This window comes from Citrobacter sp. HN-141 (assembly GCF_033341895.1).
Lineage (GTDB): Bacteria > Pseudomonadota > Gammaproteobacteria > Enterobacterales > Enterobacteriaceae > Citrobacter.
This window is the reverse complement of sequence record NZ_JAWPBF010000019.1, coordinates 48,164-67,345: the sequence shown is the minus strand read 5'-3', so window position 1 is coordinate 67,345 and position 19,182 is coordinate 48,164. Positions and strand designations below refer to the sequence as shown.

General features: G+C 54.0%; 17 protein-coding genes. 5 read left to right on the top strand and 12 right to left on the bottom strand.

Going from position 1 to position 19,182, the window contains the following annotated elements; genetic code table 11:
* Positions 1-91 precede the first annotated feature (91 nt).
* Entirely contained in the window at positions 92-1,522 is a 1,431-nt protein-coding gene (gene rmuC / locus RYZ59_RS20340; protein ID WP_318050307.1) for a DNA recombination protein RmuC, read from the bottom strand.
* A gap of 140 nt (positions 1,523-1,662) precedes the next feature.
* Positions 1,663-2,424 carry a uridine phosphorylase gene (gene udp / locus RYZ59_RS20335; RefSeq protein ID WP_006686084.1) on the bottom strand — a complete coding sequence of 254 codons (762 nt, stop codon included), beginning with the start codon at positions 2,422-2,424 and terminating at the stop codon, positions 1,663-1,665.
* Between the two features lie 265 nt (positions 2,425-2,689).
* Between udp and RYZ59_RS20330 the strand changes: the two genes are divergently transcribed.
* Positions 2,690-3,496, top strand: a complete 807-nt coding sequence (locus RYZ59_RS20330) for a dienelactone hydrolase family protein (protein ID WP_137383154.1) — start codon at positions 2,690-2,692, stop codon at positions 3,494-3,496.
* A 77-nt stretch (positions 3,497-3,573) separates the two neighbouring features.
* On the opposite strand, the gene metE is transcribed toward RYZ59_RS20330, so the two are convergent.
* Entirely contained in the window at positions 3,574-5,835 is a 2,262-nt protein-coding gene (gene metE, locus RYZ59_RS20325; RefSeq protein WP_318050308.1) for a 5-methyltetrahydropteroyltriglutamate--homocysteine S-methyltransferase, read from the bottom strand.
* Between the two features lie 235 nt (positions 5,836-6,070).
* Here metE and metR point away from each other — a divergent pair, with 235 nt between their 5' ends.
* A complete protein-coding gene (gene metR, locus RYZ59_RS20320) occupies positions 6,071-7,024 on the top strand; it encodes an HTH-type transcriptional regulator MetR (protein ID WP_202037301.1) in 954 nt (317 codons plus the stop codon).
* On the opposite strand, the gene RYZ59_RS20315 is transcribed toward metR, so the two are convergent.
* From RYZ59_RS20315 to pldB, 3 genes are all read right to left on the bottom strand, one after another.
* On the bottom strand, positions 6,912-7,811 hold the full coding sequence (locus RYZ59_RS20315; protein ID WP_137383157.1) for a carboxylate/amino acid/amine transporter: 900 nt from the start codon (positions 7,809-7,811) through the stop codon (positions 6,912-6,914). The two genes, metR and RYZ59_RS20315, sit on opposite strands and share 113 nt — an antisense overlap.
* Positions 7,812-7,891: 80 nt before the next feature.
* The gene (gene yigL / locus RYZ59_RS20310) at positions 7,892-8,692 is read right to left on the bottom strand and encodes a sugar/pyridoxal phosphate phosphatase YigL (protein ID WP_202037303.1); all 801 of its coding nucleotides are present in this window, start codon (positions 8,690-8,692) and stop codon (positions 7,892-7,894) included.
* A gap of 15 nt (positions 8,693-8,707) precedes the next feature.
* Positions 8,708-9,724 (bottom strand): lysophospholipase L2, encoded by a 1,017-nt coding sequence (pldB, locus tag RYZ59_RS20305; RefSeq protein ID WP_137383159.1) that lies wholly within the window; start codon positions 9,722-9,724, stop codon positions 8,708-8,710.
* Positions 9,725-9,834: 110 nt separating this feature from the next.
* Here pldB and rhtB point away from each other — a divergent pair, with 110 nt between their 5' ends.
* The gene (gene rhtB / locus RYZ59_RS20300) at positions 9,835-10,455 is read left to right on the top strand and encodes a homoserine/homoserine lactone efflux protein (protein WP_318050309.1); all 621 of its coding nucleotides are present in this window, start codon (positions 9,835-9,837) and stop codon (positions 10,453-10,455) included.
* Between the two features lie 45 nt (positions 10,456-10,500).
* Here rhtB and rhtC read toward each other — a convergent pair whose 3' ends face one another.
* The 3 genes from rhtC to pldA form a co-directional block, all read right to left on the bottom strand.
* Complete coding sequence (gene rhtC / locus RYZ59_RS20295) at positions 10,501-11,121, bottom strand: threonine export protein RhtC (protein ID WP_003828942.1); 621 nt, start codon at positions 11,119-11,121, stop codon at positions 10,501-10,503.
* A gap of 64 nt (positions 11,122-11,185) precedes the next feature.
* Positions 11,186-13,015: an ATP-dependent DNA helicase RecQ gene (gene recQ, locus RYZ59_RS20290; RefSeq protein WP_318050310.1), complete on the bottom strand. Its 1,830-nt coding sequence runs from the start codon at positions 13,013-13,015 to the stop codon at positions 11,186-11,188.
* Positions 13,016-13,102: 87 nt separating this feature from the next.
* Positions 13,103-13,972, bottom strand: coding sequence for a phospholipase A (pldA, locus tag RYZ59_RS20285; protein ID WP_137383162.1), 870 nt, complete (start codon positions 13,970-13,972; stop codon positions 13,103-13,105).
* Positions 13,973-14,137: 165 nt separating this feature from the next.
* Here pldA and yigI point away from each other — a divergent pair, with 165 nt between their 5' ends.
* Together yigI and rarD are read left to right on the top strand one after the other, a co-directional pair.
* Positions 14,138-14,605 (top strand): acyl-CoA thioesterase YigI, encoded by a 468-nt coding sequence (gene yigI, locus RYZ59_RS20280; RefSeq protein WP_005133301.1) that lies wholly within the window; start codon positions 14,138-14,140, stop codon positions 14,603-14,605.
* A 51-nt stretch (positions 14,606-14,656) separates the two neighbouring features.
* Positions 14,657-15,565: an EamA family transporter RarD gene (rarD, locus tag RYZ59_RS20275; RefSeq protein WP_318050311.1), complete on the top strand. Its 909-nt coding sequence runs from the start codon at positions 14,657-14,659 to the stop codon at positions 15,563-15,565.
* A 58-nt stretch (positions 15,566-15,623) separates the two neighbouring features.
* Here rarD and corA read toward each other — a convergent pair whose 3' ends face one another.
* The 3 genes from corA to uvrD all read right to left on the bottom strand — a co-directional run bounded on the left by corA (position 15,624) and on the right by uvrD (position 19,155).
* Positions 15,624-16,574: a magnesium/cobalt transporter CorA gene (gene corA / locus RYZ59_RS20270; RefSeq protein ID WP_003017920.1), complete on the bottom strand. Its 951-nt coding sequence runs from the start codon at positions 16,572-16,574 to the stop codon at positions 15,624-15,626.
* Positions 16,575-16,728: 154 nt separating this feature from the next.
* Positions 16,729-16,785, bottom strand: a complete 57-nt coding sequence (gene ysgD, locus RYZ59_RS20265) for a YsgD/CorL family protein (protein ID WP_212723238.1) — start codon at positions 16,783-16,785, stop codon at positions 16,729-16,731.
* A 207-nt stretch (positions 16,786-16,992) separates the two neighbouring features.
* The gene (uvrD, locus tag RYZ59_RS20260) at positions 16,993-19,155 is read right to left on the bottom strand and encodes a DNA helicase II (protein WP_318050312.1); all 2,163 of its coding nucleotides are present in this window, start codon (positions 19,153-19,155) and stop codon (positions 16,993-16,995) included.
* Between the last annotated feature and the right edge of the window lie 27 nt (positions 19,156-19,182).

Sequence of the window (19,182 nt, the reverse complement as noted above, 5' to 3'; positions counted from 1 at the left end):
AGTGCCTGCTCATCCAAAAAATGTTCGAGAAGTGTAACAGATTGGGCCCATTTGCCCTACCCTTCTGCCGGGTTCCACTACCCCAAACGGGTTAGTTTGATTGCTGATTTACCGCCTCTTCATCGGGGTAAGTCACGTCTTGCTGCGCTTCCGGGACCGAGCGTAAGCGGAACTCTTCATCCTGGGTCGTGGCTTGTTCAGCCAGTTCAGGATTTATCTCGCGCTTAATTTCCACGCCTAAGCCGCGGAAGGCTTCCGCCTGCGATAAGACATTTCCACGCCCCGAAGAGAGCTTCTTCATTGCCTGTCGGTAGTTATCCTGGGCTTTATCCAGGCTTTGGCCGATTGCCGACATATCATCCACAAACAGGCGCATCTTGTCATAAAGTTTACTGGCCCGATCCGCAATTTGTTGCGCGTTGCGGCTTTGATGCTCATAGCGCCACAGGTTAGCGATAGTACGTAATGCCACCAACAGCGTCGTCGGGCTGACCAGCATAATGTTATTTTTAAGCGCTTCGGTAATCAGTTCGGGCTGCCTGTCCAGCGCCAGCAGAAAAGCGGGCTCAACCGGGATAAACATCAGCACATAGTCCAGCGTACGTAACCCCGGCAACTGCTGGTAGTCTTTGCGGCCCAGCAGACGAATATGGTTACGCACGGAGGCAATATGCTCCTGTAACGCACTTTCTCGGGTGTAGTCATCTTCTGCGTTAAAGTAGCGTTCATAGGCCACCAGCGTCATTTTCGCGTCGATCACCACGTCTTTGCCCTGCGGCAATCGGACAATAACATCCGGTTGCATCCGCGATCGTGCGTCATTCTCGATGCTGACCTGAGTTTCATATTCATAGCCTTCACGCAGACCGGACGCCTCCAGTACCCGCGTAAGTACCACCTCTCCCCAGTTGCCCTGTGTTTTGTTATCACCTTTTAATGCCCGCGTCAGGTTAACGGCTTCCTGCGCCATCTGCGCGTTCAGTTGCTGGAGATTACGAATTTCGTGTGCCAGGGTATGGCGCTCCTGAGCCTCTTTACCAAAGCTATCCTGAACCTGGCGGCGAAAACCGTCCAGCTGTTCGCGTAATGGTGTAAGCAGGCTGTTCAGGCTTTGGCGGTTTTGCTCATCGACGCGGCGATTACTGTGCTCGAAAATGCGGTTCGCCAGATTCTCAAACTGTTCGCTCAGGCGCTGTTCGCTGTTGATCATCTGGCGAATTTTATCTTCCGCATGCTGTTGCGTTGCTTCCAGACGGGTGGTGACTTCCCGGAGATCGGCCTCCAGTGAGGTATTGATACTTTGCAGGCTGCGAAGTTCGTTATTCAGCAGCTCGCATTCGTCGCGCCAGTGGGCTTCCTGCGAGAGCTGTTGCCGGGCTGCACTGAGGGCAATATCCAGTTCTCGTCGTTCTTCGATGAGGTCTGCGCGGATCTGATCGGCGCGCGCTTTTGTCGCCAGCCAGCCCACCAGCAGCCCTGCGGCTAATGCCAGCACGGCACTCATCATAATTGAAATATCCACAACGCCCCCTTACAGCAACGACTTACCCGCACAAAATAGAATTGTGCTGTATAAACGTCCAGTTTAAAAGGAATTTCCTGCGAGGTACTACGCAAAATAAAAAGGCCGAACGCGTCGGCCTTTTAGCAAAGAAGGGAGAATTACAGTAAACGGCGCGCGGCTTCTACCACGATTTTCACCGCATGGCTTTCCGTTTGCTTCATCGTTTCTGCATTCGGGATCTCTTGCTGAGTACGGTTGACGATAACGCCAGCAACCATACCTGCACGCAGACCCTGGCTTGCGCACATGGTCAGCAGCGTCGCAGATTCCATTTCATAGTTCATGACGCCCATCGACTGCCACTCTTCCATAGAGCCTTTGAAACGGCTCACGACGCGACCAGAGAAGGTGTCATAACGCTCCTGGCCCGGGTAGAAGGTGTCTGAAGACGCGGTAACACCTACGTGGGTAGTCGCACCGATAGATTTCGCCGCTTCCACCAGCGCGGTGGTGCACTCGAAGTCCGCAACGGCCGGGAATTCCATTGGCGCAAAGTGCAGGCTCGCACCATCCAGACGGACAGATGCGGTAGTCACCAGTACATCACCCACGTTGATATGCGGCTGAATAGCGCCAGTCGTACCGATACGCAGGAAGGTACGGATGCCCAGTTGCGCCAGTTCTTCTACGGCGATGGAGGTGGACGGGCCGCCAATACCGGTAGAGCAAACGATCACGGCTTTACCATCCAGCTCAGCACGCCAGGTAGTGAACTCGCGATGAGATGCCAGCTTGACCGGCTTATCCATCAGCGCGGCGATCTTTTCCACACGCTCCGGGTCGCCAGGGACGATAGCGAGCTGGGCCCCTTGTAAATCGTTCTTAGTGAGGCCGAGATGAAAAACATCAGACTTAGACATAAAAACTCCTCTGTGAATCGGTTTTGTCAGAAGAAGCAAAAACACACTTTACCGAAGGCATAAACATCTTTTCGTGACAGTCATCACTATGACGGAAATCAATTGCATTGATTTACCGTGAAATAGTGACAGTCATCACATTAATGGCGCAATGTAAGGAAGCCTTGCACAAAAGATAGACCGTTTGAGGCAATGTGGTTCGTTGCATGTGTCTATAGTTAACAATGCGCTATTTTGCACAATATTTAAGGGTACGGAGAATACCATGACAACACGACAATCTGGTTTTGCACCTGCTGTATCCCCACCGTCGTCCACGACGGTTCACACCCCGGATAACGCGATTATCGCCGGAGTGACATCAATTCCATCACAAGGCGATGATATGCCTGCGTATCACGCACGACCGCAACAGACCGATGGTCCGCTGCCCATCGTCATTGTTGTGCAGGAAATTTTTGGTATTCATGAGCACATTCGTGATGTTTGCCGTCGACTGGCGCTGGAAGGTTATCTGGCTATTGCACCCGAACTCTATTTTCGCGAGGGCGATCCCAGTGACTTTGCCGATATCCCGACGCTTCTAAGCGGCCTGGTGGCGAAAGTTCCCGACTCACAGGTTTTGGCGGATCTGGACCATGTTGCCAGTTGGGCCTCCCGCAACGGCGGCGATGTGCATCAATTAATGATGACGGGTTTTTGCTGGGGTGGGCGTATTACCTGGCTGTATGCCGCACACAATCCACAGCTAAAAGCGGCGGTGGCGTGGTATGGCAAATTGGTTGGCGATAAAACGCTGAACTCCCCCAAACACCCTGTCGATATTGCCACCGATCTGAACGCTCCCGTTTTGGGACTGTATGGCGGTCAGGATACCAGTATTCCACAGGACAGCGTGGAAACCATGCGTCAGGCATTACGAGCCGCCAATGCTAAAGCGGAAATCGTCGTCTATCCCGATGCTGGCCATGCGTTTAATGCCGATTATCGCCCGAGCTATCACGAAGAGTCCGCGAAAGATGGCTGGCAGAGAATGCTGGAGTGGTTTGCGCAATACGGTGAGAAGAGATAATCGAGTCGGTCGGGTAAGGCAAAACCGCTACCCGACCTATTGCCCGGAGCGGCTTCGCTTACCGGGCCTACGTTTCGTTAAGCCTGACGCAGATTCTGCGCAGCTTTGACCATATTAGCCAGCGCAGCCCGAGTTTCCGGCCAGCCGCGCGTTTTCAGGCCACAGTCCGGGTTCACCCACAGACGCTCAGCCGGAATACGCTGTTGCGCTTTCTTCAGCAGGGCTTCAATCCACTCCACGCTCGGGACGTTCGGTGAGTGAATATCATAGACGCCCGGCCCGATTTCGTTCGGGTAATCGAACTCTTCAAACGACTCGAGCAGTTCCATATCAGAGCGTGAGGTTTCGATGGTGATCACGTCCGCATCCAGCGCGGCAATGGAATCCATGATGTCGTTAAACTCGCAGTAACACATATGGGTGTGGATCTGAGTTTCATCCCTCGCCACCGCTGCGTTGATGCGGAAGGCTTCAACGCCCCATTCCAAATATGCCGCCCAGTCACTGCGACGCAGCGGCAGGCCTTCACGCAATGCAGGTTCATCAATCTGAATAATACCGATACCCGCCGCTTCCAGATCTGCCACTTCATCACGCAACGCCAGCGCAATCTGTTTCGCGATCGTTTCACGGGTCACATCTTCACGCGGGAACGACCAGCAAAGAATGGTCACCGGTCCGGTCAGCATGCCTTTAACCGGTTTGTCAGTCAGCGACTGCGCGTATTTAGCCCACTCAACGGTAATCGCTTCCGGGCGGCTGACGTCGCCAATCACCACCGGCGGTTTCACGCAGCGTGAGCCGTAGCTCTGCACCCAACCATTCTGGGTAAAGACGAAGCCGTCCAGATGTTCGCCAAAGTATTCGACCATGTCGTTACGTTCAGCTTCACCGTGTACCAGTACGTCGAGGCCCAGACGTTCCTGCTCAACAATCGCCTGTTTGATATGTTCTGCGATCCCTGTACGGTAGTTGCCGGCATCCAGATTGCCCTTTTTAAAGTCCAGACGCAGACCGCGAATTTCAGTGGTTTGCGGGAATGAGCCGATCGTGGTGGTCGGCCATGCCGGCAGATTAAAGCGGGCACGTTGCGCCTCGGCGCGAACCGGATAAGCGTTGGCGCGCTGGCTGTCCTGGGCGGTGATCGCCGCCAGACGTTTTTCCACTGCGGCGTTGTGTACACGGGTGGAGTGGCGACGCGCCTGAATCGGTGCGCTCCATTCAACCAGCGCCGCGGTATCGCCGCTGTTCAGCGCATCACGCAGTAGCGCCAGCTCACCGCATTTTTGCAGCGCGAAGGCAAACCAACTCTTCACTTCGGCATCCAGGCGGGTTTCAACGCTCAGGTCAATTGGGCTGTGCAACAGGGAGCAGGAAGAGGCTACCCACAGCGAACGTTTCCCGACGATATCTTTAATTTGCGCGTATTTTTCGCTGAGATCGGCGCGCCAGACGTTACGACCATTTACCAGACCCGCAGACAGCAGCCAGTCGGCAGGCAGGCGCTTATGCAACTCGGCGACATCATCCTTACCATGGACCAGGTCAACATGCAGACCCTGCACCGGCAGCGCGGTGATGGTGTCCAGATTCGGGGTCACGCCCTCAAAATAAGTGGTCAGCAGTAGCTTCACCTGGCCGGTCAGCGCATCGTATGCCGGTTTGAAGGCATTCAGCCACGCCTGCGGCAGTTCCAGCACCAGCGCTGGCTCATCAATTTGCACCCACTCAATACCGCGTTTCGCCAGCTCAGCCAGCACCTGCTGGTAAACCGGTAGAATGTCGTTGAGCAGGCTCAGGCGATCGAAATGCTCACCCTTCACTTTACCCAGCCAGAGGTAAGTTACCGGGCCAAGCAGTACGGGTTTTACCTTGTGGCCGAGTGCCAGCGCTTCGTCCACTTCATCCAGCAGTTGGGTCCAGGTCAGTTTGAACTGCTGACCTTTGGTGAACTCCGGCACCATGTAGTGATAGTTGGTATTAAACCATTTGGTCATTTCTGCCGCCGCCGCCGGTTCACCCGTCGGTGCGCGGCCACGGCCAATACGGAATAAGGTATCGATATCGACGGAGCCATCTTTATTTTGATGACGAGCCGGAACGTTACCCAGCAGCAGGCTGGTGGTCAACACGTGATCGTACCAGGCAAAATCACCCACCGGCAGCAGGTCAACGCCCGCCTGCTTCTGCTGATCCCAGTGGCGGGCACGCAGCTCGCGGCCAACGGTCAGCAACTCTTCACGGGAAGAATTACCCGCCCAGTAACTTTCTTGCGCTTTTTTCAACTCGCGACGCAGGCCAACGCGAGGGAAACCGAGGGTGTGATTCAATATTGTCATTTTTCTTCCTCTAATTATATGTAAATCCTATGGATTTTGAATTTAGGGAAGGCGGCAAGTTTGTTCATCCCCGGGAGCTTACTGAAGTAAGAGACCGGGGTGGAGAAACGCAGCCAACGCACCATAAATTTAAAAGACGAAGGATTTTAGCCGTCCAGATGTTTACACATCCATATTTGCCAGTTACTGTATATTCCTCAAGCGCAATTTGTTCATGCCGAAGTGAAGGACTTTCATGATCGAGATTAAACACCTGAAAACGCTCCAGGCGTTGCGGAACAGTGGCTCTCTGGCTGCAGCAGCGGCCACGTTGCATCAGACGCAATCCGCCCTTTCTCACCAGTTCAGCGATCTGGAGCAGCGCCTTGGCTTTCGGCTTTTTGTCCGCAAGAGCCAACCTTTGCGTTTTACGCCACAGGGTGAAATTCTGCTCCAGTTGGCAAACCAGGTATTGCCGCAAATAGGTCGCGCGCTACAGGCATGCAACGAACCTCAGCAAACCCGATTACGTATCGCGATTGAATGCCACAGTTGCATTCAGTGGCTGACGCCCGCGTTGGAGAATTTTCGTGCCAACTGGCCGCAGGTGGAGATGGATTTTAAATCCGGCGTGACCTTCGATCCGCAACCGGCGTTACAGCAGGATGAGCTGGATCTGGTGATGACATCCGATATTCTGCCGCGCAGCGGATTGCACTATTCACCGATGTTCGATTTTGAAGTACGCCTGATCCTGGCCCCCGACCATCCGCTGGCCAGCAAAACGCAAATCACACCGGAAGATTTGGCCAGCGAAACCCTGCTTATTTATCCGGTGCAGCGTAGTCGGTTGGATGTCTGGCGGCATTTCCTGCAGCCCGCAGGCGTTAGCCCATCGCTGAAGAGCGTGGATAACACACTGCTGCTGATTCAGATGGTTGCCGCAAAAATGGGTATCGCGGCTTTGCCGCACTGGGTAGTAGAGAGTTTTGAACGCCAGGGTCTGGTCGTAACCAAAACCCTGGGCGATGGGCTGTGGAGCCGACTGTACGCCGCCGTGCGCGACGGAGAACAGCGCCAGCCGGTAACAGAAGCGTTTATTCGTTCAGCGCGGAATCACGCCTGTGACCACCTGCCGTTTGTGCGGAGTGCGGAACGACCCACTTACGATGTACCCACAGTGAAGCCACTATCACAGCCGCGCCAATGATAAAGCTTGGCCAGTGCGGTTGTTGGTGCCAGATAGCCAGGTTGACCAGCAGCCCCGCCGGCACATGCATATTGTTCATAATACCCAACGTACCGGCATCCACCTGCGTCGCGCCGTAGTTCCACATAAAGTAACCAATGCCGGACGCCGCCACGCCAAGAAACACCAGAATTCCCCACTGTAGCGTGGTTGCAGGCATTTTCTGCGCATTGCCCAGCATGAACCAGGCCACGACCGCCACCATAAAGGCGCCCATATAAAACCAGGCAAAGGCGTTGTGTTGTGGCATCGGGCGCGTTTCCATCAGGCGTTTGTAACCCACCATCCCGATAGCAAAACTAATGTTAGAAAGCTGTACCAGCAGCAGGCCGGTCCAGAAGTGGCTGGTCACCTGATCGTAACGGATAATCCCTGCACCAATTACCGCCAGTAGTGCGCTGAACGCATAGCTCCAACGTAAACGGCGCCCGCTCATCAGGTCATAAATTAGCGTAATGTACAACGGTGTCAGAACGGTAAAGAGCAGCAACTCTGAAACCGTCAGATACAGATAGGCGTGGAAACTCAGCATATACATGATGCCAAGCTGCATGGCGCCCACCAGCATATACAGCGCGATTGTTTTTACGCTGTGCCCACGGGTACGCAAAAACGGTAAAAACACCAACGCCGCCAGCCCAACGCGCACCAGCACCGCAAAATAGCTATCGACATGACCGGCAAGGTACTCGCCAAACAGGCTAAAGGAGAAGGCCCACAGAATTGTGGTAATGATGAGTAACGCCACAATGGATGTCTCTTAACAAAAGGTACACCCATTGTAGCGAAGAATACGGTTGACAACTGGTCAACTAACGAACAACAACATTACTGCAGAAAAAGCTCACGCAGATAATGCGGCACGGCATCGTCGGCATTGAGGCCAATCACGTCCAGTTCCGGATGCAGATCCTTCAGGCGTTGATGCGCGTTGCCCATGATACAGCCTTTGCCTGCCATGGAGAGCATTTCCGCGTCGTTCATACCGTCGCCGAAGGCAATACAGTCCTTCAGGCTATAGCCCATCGCTTTCGCCACCGCTTCCAGCGCATGGCCTTTCGACACGCCACCCGCCATCACTTCCAGGCACGTCAGTGTGGAGAAACTGACGTTCACGCGATCGCCCCAGCGGGCGTTAATTGCCTGTTCCAGCGGCAGCAATCTTTCGTGAGAATCGGTGGTGAAAAACACTTTGCTGACGCCTTCCGGCTCCAGCAGCGCAGGTTCAAACAGTGAATAATTGAATACCGCCTCTTTAAAGAAACGCATTTCTTCCGGGCGGTGGCGGTTCATGAACCACTCATCGTCGCGGTAAACGTTCGTCACGATATCCGGGTTGGCGTTCACAACACCAAACAGATCGCTGGCAATGTCGCGATCCAGGTTGTGGGAAAACACCAGATTTCCGTCAGGATCGTGCACGCGGGCACCGTTGGACGTGATCATGTAGGTTTTAATGCCGAGGTTATCGCGAATTTGCCCCACATCAACATGATGACGACCGGTGGCAAACACGAAGTGAACACCACGAGCCGTCAGAAGTTTCAGCGTCTCTTTGGCATAAGGGGACAAAGTATGGTCGGGAGAAAGCAGCGTACCGTCTAAATCAGACGCAACAACCTGATACATAAGAAAATTAAACCTCTAGGAAAAGCGAGTTCCGCTGGATGAGTTATGCCTGTTGAAAAAATCAACAATGGCGTTAAGCGCGACTGAGCGCATTGCGTCCTTTTCGAAAAGGATCTCATGGTACGCGCCTTTTATGACAAGCGGCTGACCTCCTTCTACCGGATGGCCTGCTGCAGCGCGGAGTTCACAAAAACGATCGTGCATGCGGTTATCCACCACACGCTCTTCTTCGGCCTGAATAAGCAGCGCTGGCGTTGCGTCATCACCCGCTCCGGCCAGAACCTGTTCGCCCGCCTGAATACCTTCACGCACCCAGTGATAGGTAGGGCCACCCACACGTAACCGTGGATCATCTGCGTAGAAGCGTAGGTTACGCCGATAGCGCTGTCGACTATGGGTGAGCGCATTCATACCGAATGGCAGCGCCCGCCAGCGGCCGGTCCCCATCGCATAGCCTTCACGGATGCGCGGATGCCCTTCGGCCCAGTCAAGAATGTGGCGCACCATCCAGTCGGGAAAACGCATCACAATACCAAACATGGGCGCACAAAGCGCAATGGCATCACATTGATTGGGATGGCGCTGCAGGAACAGCGTGGCAATCGCGCCCCCCATGGAATGCGCCAGTATATAGCGTTTTCGCCATGGGCCCGGCTGCACTTCCTGCTGCCAGAAGGCGGCTAAATCATCGACGTAGTCATTAAAGTTATCGACATGACCACGATGTGGGTCCGATAACATCCGCCCGGAGCGCCCCTGACCACGGTGATCGATAATGAGTACGTCAAAACCAGAATGAAACAGGTCATACGCCAGCTCAGCGTATTTCACATAGCTTTCAATGCGCCCAGGACAGACAACGATGACGCGATCGTTTTTTTCGGCACGAAAGCGAACAAAATGTACGGGAACATCATCTACACCCGTAAACTCCGCTTCCTCCCGCTGGTGCCAGAAATCTGTCAGTGGCCCCATGGAAAAAGCGGCGAACGCGTTTTCTCTTGTTTCCCAGTCTTTTTGCTGCTGAAACATCGGGTATCCAGCCTCGCTGACCAAGTAAAATCGTTTTTTTCGCCGAGCCTGATACAACGCAACGGCAGTAGCGTATTGTGGCATAAAAATAGACAATCCGGGAGTTTCTCATGACCTTTGAATGGTGGTTCGCCTACCTGCTGACCTCTATTATTTTGAGCTTGTCTCCGGGCTCTGGCGCAATCAATACCATGACAACCGCCATCAGCTATGGCTATCGTGGCGCCAGCGCCTCTATTGCCGGTTTGCAGACCGGGCTTGCCATTCATATCGTACTGGTTGGCGTTGGGCTGGGGACATTGTTCTCACGTTCAGTCATCGCGTTTGAAGTACTGAAGTGGGCGGGAGCTGCCTATTTGATTTGGTTAGGCATTCAGCAATGGCGGGCAGCGGGCGCTATCGATCTGAACACCATGGCAAACACGCAAACACGCAGCCGCCTGTTCAAAAGGGCGGTTTTCGTTAACCTGACCAACCCAAAGAGCATTGTGTTTCTCGCCGCCCTGTTCCCACAGTTCATCATGCCGCAAGAACCTCAGGTCATGCAGTATGTGGTGCTTGGTATCACCACCATCGTGGTCGATATCATTGTGATGATCGGTTACGCGACGCTGGCCACCCGCATTGCGGGCTGGATTAAGGGGCCAAAGCAAATGAAGGCGCTGAACAAAGTGTTTGGTTCACTGTTTATGCTGATAGGTGCCCTGCTGGCGTCAGCACGGCATGCCTGAGATCAGTGCCGGATGACGCTACCGCTTATCCGGCCTGCAGGTAAATTAACGCGAAATAATCAGGTGAATACCGAAGCCTGCGAACAGCGCACCGGCAAAACCATCGATCCACTTCGCCAGACGCTGATAACCACGACGCATTTTCGGCAGTGCAAACAGGCTGGCGACCACGGTAAACCACGCCAGCGTTTCCACGATAATGAGGGCAAAGATCCCCCAACGTGCGCCCGTTCCTACGTTATCGCCAACGAACAATGAGAACACGGAGCCAAAGTAGATAATGGCTTTAGGGTTCGCCAGATTGGTGAGCAGACCTTTTAAAAAGCTGCGTCCGCTCTGCGCCAGCTCCACCTGCGGAGTGGGAGCTGCAACATCCTGTTTTTTAAACGCGCCGCGCAGCATCTGATAACCCATCCAGCACAGATACAGCCCCCCACCTACCATAATAATGGTGTGCAGCCAGGCCATTTTTTCGATGATCAGGTGTAAACCGAGCAGTGCCACGCCAGCCCATACCATGACGCCACAGGTAATACCCAGCACACCCATCATCGCTTCTTTACGCGAACGGCTCACAGCCGTTTGAGAGACAAAGAAAAAATCGGGACCGGGACTCATCAGTGCAACAATATGCACCAACGCAACGGTGAAAAATAGCGTTAACATAAAAATGACTCGCGGGGGAAATAGTTCAGTGAGTCACCATCCTGGCACTTTTTTGCCCGGCTGACTACTCTTCGTCGTCGCCATCAACGTGTGCACGAATAAGCGCCATAAACTCTTTGCCGAAACGCTCAAGTTTACGCATGCCCACGCCGTTGACGCTTAACATTTCGCTCGGAGAAACCGGCATCTGCTCGGCCATTTCTATCAGCGTCGCATCATTGAAAACCACGTACGGCGGGATATTTTCTTCATCGGCAATCGCTTTACGCAGCTTACGCAATTTGGCGAAGAGCTTGCGGTCGTAGTTGCCGCCGAAGGATTTCTGCATCGCACGCGGTTTCAGCGCCACGATACGCGGCACGGCAAGCTGTAACGCAACATCACCGCGCAACACCGGACGCGCGGCTTCGGTTAACTGTAACGCGGAGTGGTGGGCAATATTCTGCGTCACCAGCCCAAGATGAATAAGCTGGCGAATAACGCTCACCCAATGTTCATGGCTCTGTTCACGACCAATGCCATAGACCGGCAGCTTGTCATGGGCCAGCTCGCGAATACGTTGGTTATTGGCTCCGCGTAAGACTTCCACGACATACCCCATACCAAAACGTTGGTTGACGCGGTAGATTGTCGACAGCGCCTTACGCGCATCCATTAAGCCATCGTACTGTTTTGGCGGATCGAGGCAAATATCGCAGTTGCCGCACGGCTCCTGACGCCCTTCACCAAAATAATTCAACAATACCAGACGACGACAGGTTTGCGCCTCGGCAAACGCTCCCATCGCATTGAGTTTATGCCGTTCAATATCCAGTAACTGCCCGGCTGGTTTTTCTTCCAGGCAACGGCGCAGCCATGCCATATCAGCCGGATCGTAAAACAGCATCGCTTCCGCAGGCAGGCCGTCACGCCCGGCGCGGCCGGTTTCCTGGTAATAGGATTCGATGTTACGCGGGATATCAAAATGCACCACAAAGCGTACGTTAGGTTTGTTGATTCCCATCCCGAACGCTACGGTCGCCACCACGATTTGCAGGTCATCCCGCTGGAATTTCTCCTGCACTTCAGCACGTACACTGTTTTCCAGCCCGGCATGATAGGCCCCCGCGCTGATGCCGCGGCTTTGCAGACGCGCAGCGGTGTCTTCTACTTTAGCGCGGCTGTTGCAATAGATAATGCCGGACTTACCGCGCTGCTCTTGCACGTAGCGCATCAGCTGATCGAGCGGCTTAAACTTCTCCATCAGCATGTAGCGAATATTCGGCCGGTCAAAACTGCTGATCTGAATGAGCGGATCGTTCAACCCCAGCAGACGCACAATATCCAGGCGGGTGGTGTCATCCGCGGTCGCGGTCAGCGCTACGAATGGCAGCGTCGGGAAACGCTGACGCAATTGCCCCAACGCGGCGTATTCAGGGCGGAAATCGTGCCCCCATTGCGAGATGCAGTGCGCTTCATCAACGGCCAGCAACACCGGATTCCAGTGCGCCAGATGTTCGAGGAAGTTATCCAGCATCAAACGTTCGGGCGCAATGTACAGCAAGCGAATTTGCCCGCTGCGACAGCTAGCCATGACCTCAAGCTGCTGTTCACGACTTTGGGTAGAGTTCAGACACGCCGCCGCCACGCCGTTTGCTAATAATTGGTCGACCTGATCTTTCATCAGGGAAATAAGCGGCGAGACAACAACGGTGAGTCCGTTCAGCAATAATGCGGGGATTTGATAGCACAGGGATTTACCACCACCGGTCGGCATGACGACCAGGCAGTCGCGACCAGAAAGCACAGTATCGATAATTTCTTCCTGCCCAGGGCGAAACTGTTGGTAGCCAAAGGTTTCCTGCAAAACCTGTTTAGCGCCCATTTCCAGATTCAACACTTCCGCCTGCGCCACATTAACCCCATTAGCCTTAAAGAAAAACAGGCGCTATTTTCAGCGCCTGAGAGAGAAACTGCAATGATTAAAATGCTATCAAACCTATCAGAAGATATCGTTGAGCATCACACCCACACCCACACGCGTCTGATTGAAATTGTAGTCGATCAGCGATTCGCCGTAGCCGCTATAGACCTGGGTGTAGAAGCGAACATGCTTAGTGATCGGGTAGCTCGCGCCGATTTCAGCACCACCGTAACCGGTATTCCAGTTGTACTGGCCTTTCACGCTGATGACGGCATCACCGAGGTGATAGCCCATTTTCAGCTGGTAGTAGCCCATGTATTTGGTGATGTCGGGGTTATCGTCAGTGCTGCCGATGACGTACCACGGTTTAACCTCCACCAGCCAGTTGCCATTTTCAGCCATCAGACGAGTGTACAGGCGGTTCCAGCTGCGCGAGGTGGGATCGGATCGGCCATTTGAATCATGGTTATAGCCCATTTCGACATCACGTAGCGTCCAGCCAGCAAAGCGATAATCCGTGGCGAAACCCAGAAACAGCTGTGGCTCGTAGTTAGTTTCACGAAACGGTGAAGACTCTTCACTATTAGAAAGCTGCCACCAGGATTTCTGAGTATATGAACCACCGAGCACTGAATTCGGGCCCAAAATCCCGCGCCAAAGCGGAAATGCCAGGCTTAGTTGAAACTTAACCTCATCTTTGCGCGCATTATCCGACCAGTTATAGCTGCTGATCGCCTCTTTGTTCATGTCGCTGGTATTGGTGTAGATGAGATAGTTGGTGTCATAGGGGTACAGCGTGAAAGGATTATCGTGTTCTTGCAGCATATTGGCGATAATACTGCCTCTCACTGCTGGTGCATCATGAATCTCTTTCACTGTCGCTTCCTGCGCATACGCGGTCAACGGCAGCATGACTGCTGGTAGTAACCAACCCAGAATCGCCCGCATCGGTAGTGTTCTCCTGAACCAAAATATTGATGAATTGTATAATTATCTGCCAAGTATTCTACATACTTAGCTAGTTCCTCGTTAGTTATCCCGTCCTAAAGTAGAAAACAACAAATAATAAGCATAATATCAACATTTCATTAACCAATAAGGTATCGGGATCGTATGTCTGCTGTTCTTACTGCTGAGCAAGCCCTTAAATTAGTGGGTGAAATGTTTGTCTATCATATGCCGTTTAATCGGGCATTGGGGCTGGAACTGGAACGTTATGAAAAAGAATTTGCGCAATTAGCGTTTAATAACCAACCGATGATGGTCGGCAACTGGGCACAAAGCATCCTGCACGGCGGGGTGATCGCCTCAGCGCTGGACGTTGCCGCCGGGCTGGTGTGCGTTGGCAGTACGCTAACCCGCCACGAGACCATCAGCGAGGACGAGTTACGCCAGCGCATGTCACGAATGGGCACCATCGATCTGCGCGTTGATTACCTGCGACCAGGCAGAGGGAATCGCTTTACGGCCACCAGCAGTCTGCTGCGAGCAGGCAATAAAGTGGCAGTCGCACGAGTGGAACTGCATAACGAAGAACAGCTTTATATCGCCAGTGCAACTGCCACTTATATGGTGGGGTAAGCGCCTGAAAAAAGGTAAACTACGGTTACTTTTCTGCAATGAGTTCTCCCAATGGATGCTAAACAAACGCGGCAGGGCGTGTTACTCGCTCTTGCTGCCTATTTTATTTGGGGTATCGCTCCCGCCTACTTCAAACTGATTTACTACGTCCCGGCAGATGAGATCCTGACGCACCGCGTCATCTGGTCATTTTTCTTTATGGTGGCGCTGATGAGCGTTAGTCGCCAATGGTCAGGTGTCAAAACGCTGCTGCAAACGCCAAAGAAGATTTTTCTGCTGGCGCTCTCGGCGGTCCTAATCGGCGGAAACTGGCTGCTCTTTATCTGGGCGGTCAATAACCACCATATGCTGGAAGCCAGCCTCGGTTACTTTATTAACCCGCTGGTGAATATCGTGTTGGGGATGATTTTCCTCGGAGAACGCTTCCGTCGTATGCAGTGGCTTGCGGTCTTATTAGCCGCTTGTGGCGTGCTGGTGCAGCTATGGACCTTTGGCTCCCTGCCAATAATTGCGCTGGGGCTGGCATTCAGCTTTGCTTTTTATGGTTTGGTACGCAAGAAAATCGCTGTCGAAGCGCAAACCGGCATGCTAATCGAAACCCTGTGGCTCTTGCCCATTGCAGCCATCTATCTGTTTGGTATCGCAGACAGCCCAACCAGCCATATGGGTCAGAACCCCATGTCGCTTAATCTGCTGCTGATTGCTGCGGGTGTCGTGACCACCATTCCGCTGCTGTGCTTTACCGGTGCGGCAACCCGTCTACGTCTGTCCACGCTGGGCTTTTTCCAGTATATCGGGCCTACGCTGATGTTCCTGCTGGCCGTCACCTTCTACGGTGAAGTCCCGGGAGCAGATAAAATGGTCACGTTTGCGTTTATCTGGGTGGCGCTGGCGATTTTCGTGATGGATGCGATTTATACGCAACGACGGGTTCGTCGGAGCCAGGGGATTGCCGGATAGCGCTTCGCTTATCCGGCCTACAAAAGCACATCGCCGTAGGCCGGATAAAGCACAGTTATTACAGCCAGTTCTTGCGCTTAAAGTACAGATACGGCGCCAGACCCGCGAGCATCATAAAGACAATCGCGCCAGGATAACCGAAGCTCCAGTGCAGCTCTGGCATAAACTCAAAGTTCATCCCGTAGCTGGAAGCGACCAGCGTCGGCGGCAGGAACACGACAGAAACCACCGAGAAGATCTTGATGATGCGGTTCTGCTCGATGTTGATAAAGCCCATCGCCGCCTGCATCAGGAAGTTAACCTTCTGGAACAGTGATTCGTTGTGCGGCAACAGGGACTCGATATCGCGCAGGATCTCACGCGCCTGCTCCAGCTGACTGCCCGGCAGACGCGCTTTACGCACCAGAAAGTTCAGTGCGCGCTGGGTATCCATCAAACACAAGCGTACCTTCCAGCCGATATCTTCCAGCTCCGCAAGCGTCGATAGCGCTTCGTCGTACTCATCACCCTGACGCCCTTCCATAATCACGCGACTGAGTTTTTCCAGATCGCTGTAGATGTTTTCGATCTCATCCGCCAGCTGTTCAATTTTGGTTTCGAACAGGTCGAGCAGCAGCTCGTAGGCGTTGCCATCCACCATCGCCTGATTGCGCGCACGCATGCGGTACAGGCGGAAAGCCGGCAGTTCGCGCTCGCGCAGAGTAAACAAGCGACCTTCGCGAATGGTAAATGCGACGGTTGAGTTGCCCGCGTGATCGTCGGCGTCTTCATAAAAGAAGAAGGAGTGGATGTGCAGACCGTCTTCGTCTTCAAAAAAACGTGCGGATGCTTCGATGTCTTCCAGTTCAGGGCGCGTAGCCAGATTCTGGCCCAAGTCCTTTTGCACACGGTTTCGTTCTTCGTCATCCGGCTCGACTAAATCGACCCAAACCGAACTGGCCAGGTGCTCGATCTCGTCTGCCTCAAGGCGAGTTAAACGATTGTTTTCCAGTTGAAATGCGCTCAGCATGACCGGGACTCCCAATGCAAAAAATTATCGGACAGTTCGGAGGGCACACAGAAACAAATTGGGTTTCAGACCATTAAACAGCCTGACTCAGCGCGACGGGAAAAAACAGAAGGTCGCTGACAACCGCGAAGGCTATCAGCAAAAAGGGATAGCCTTAGGAGTTGATCCTGGATGACAGGATAATGAGCCAGTATCTACTGGGTGTGTCCAAGGCGAATGTCCTCTTAGCGTAATCGTGCGCGCATGTTACGCCAGCAAAATTTTGACGTCAACACGCAACGGATGGCGAAAAAGTAATAATTTCCCCTTATACAGAAAGGTTAGCAGAGGGGAATTATTTATCTATGATTTCAGAATATTAACCGACAGATAGCCGGATAAGGCGCTACAGCGTCGCCATCCGGCAAAGCAGAACCGATCACACCGTTTCCAGTCTGGCGTAGGCCGCCACCAACCATTTAATGCCCTGCCCCTGGAACGCCACCTGCAGGCGACTGTGCTCGCCGCTGCCTTCGAGATTGACGATAGTGCCTTCACCAAACTTGGCGTGGCGCACGCGCTGGCCGAGCTTATAACCGGTGTCGTTCTCTGCCATTGGCGTGCCCATCCGTTGATGGTTGACCGGGCGGCTAACGGTGGCACGCAGGCGAACCTCTTCCACACACGCTTCCGGCAGTTCGCCGATAAAGCGCGATGGGCGATGGTAAACCTCTTTGCCGTACAGACGGCGCGTTTCGGCATAGGTTAGTGTCAGCTTCTGCATAGCACGGGTGACGCCGACATAGGCCAGACGACGTTCTTCTTCCAGACGACCGCCTTCGTCCAGCGACATCTGGCTGGGGAACATGCCCTCTTCCATCCCGACAATAAAGACCTGCGGGAACTCCAGACCTTTCGCCGAGTGCAGCGTCATCAGCTGTACTGCGTCCTGCCAGGTATCCGCCTGCCCTTCGCCTGCTTCCAGCGCGGCGTGAGACAGGAACGCCTGCAGCGGCATTAAGTCTTCGTCTTCTTCGTTGTAGCTGAACTGGCGCGTTGCCGTCACCAGTTCGTCTAAGTTTTCGATACGCGTCTGGCCTTTCTCGCCTTTTTCCTGCTCGTACATCATGCGCAGGCCGGAGTCTTTAATCACCCGGTCAGTCTGCACGTGCAGTGGCATATCGGCTGTCTCCTGCGCCAGTGCCTCAATCAGCTCCATAAAACGCTGTAAGGCGCTGGCAGCGCGACCCGCAAGGGCTTTTTCCTGCAACAGCTCACGACAGGCCTGCCACAGCGTTAGCTGGCGGTCACGGGAGGTCTGGCGCACCACATCCAGCGTACGATCGCCAATCCCGCGCGTCGGTGTATTCACCACGCGTTCAAACGCAGCATCATCGTTGCGGTTAGCGATCAGACGCAGGTAAGAGAGCGCATCTTTGATTTCCTGGCGTTCAAAGAAGCGCATTCCACCGTAGATACGGTACGGCATGCTGGCCTGTAACAGCGCCTCTTCCAGTACGCGCGACTGGGCGTTGCTGCGATACAGAATGGCGCATTGTTCCAGCGCGCCGCCGTTGTCCTGCCAGGTTTTGATGCGGTTAACCACAAAGCGCGCTTCATCGAGTTCGTTGAATGCGCAATACAGAGAGATCGGTTCGCCGTCGACGCCGTCGGTCCACAGCTTTTTACCCAGACGCCCGTTGTTGTTTTCAATCAGGGCGTTGGCCGCGCTGAGGATGTTGTTGGTCGAACGGTAGTTCTGCTCCAGACGAATGGTTTCTGCGCCGGGGAAGTCAGTGAGGAAGCGCTGGATGTTTTCAACCTGCGCGCCGCGCCAGCCGTAAATTGACTGGTCGTCATCACCCACGATCATCACTTTGCCGCTGTCGCCCGCCAGCAGGCGGATCCACGCGTACTGAATGTTGTTGGTATCCTGGAATTCATCCACCAGGATATTGGTAAAGCGTTCGCGGTAGTGCTGCAGGATATGCGGCTTGTTGAGCCACAGTTCATGGGCACGCAGCAGCAGCTCGGCGAAATCCACCAGCCCCGCACGGTCGCACGCTTCCTGGTAGGCCTGATAGACTTTCTGCCAGGTTTGCTCAACTGGATTTCCGTAGCTCTGTAAATGGTGCGGGCGCAGCCCTTCGTCTTTCTGGCTGTTGATGAACCACATCGCCTGACGCGGCGGCCACTGCTTCTCATCCAGATTCATTGCTTTGATCAGGCGCTTAAGCAGACGCAACTGGTCTTCGCTGTCGAGGATCTGGAAATCCTGCGGCAGGTTGGCATCCATATGGTGCGCACGCAGCAGACGGTGCGCCAGACCGTGGAAGGTCCCCACCCACATACCGCCCTGGCTGGTGCCCATGATCTGACCAATACGGTGACGCATTTCCGCCGCCGCTTTGTTGGTAAACGTCACCGCCATAATGGAGTACGGCGAGTTGTTCTCAACCGTCAGTAACCAGGCGATACGGTGCACCAGCACACGCGTTTTACCACTCCCCGCGCCCGCCAGAACCAGCATGTTGCTGCGTGGCGCGGCCACAGCCTGGCGCTGTTCGTCATTGAGGCTATCGAGCAGGTAAGAAACGTCCATTGGCACCGCCGGAATCAACAGGGCCCC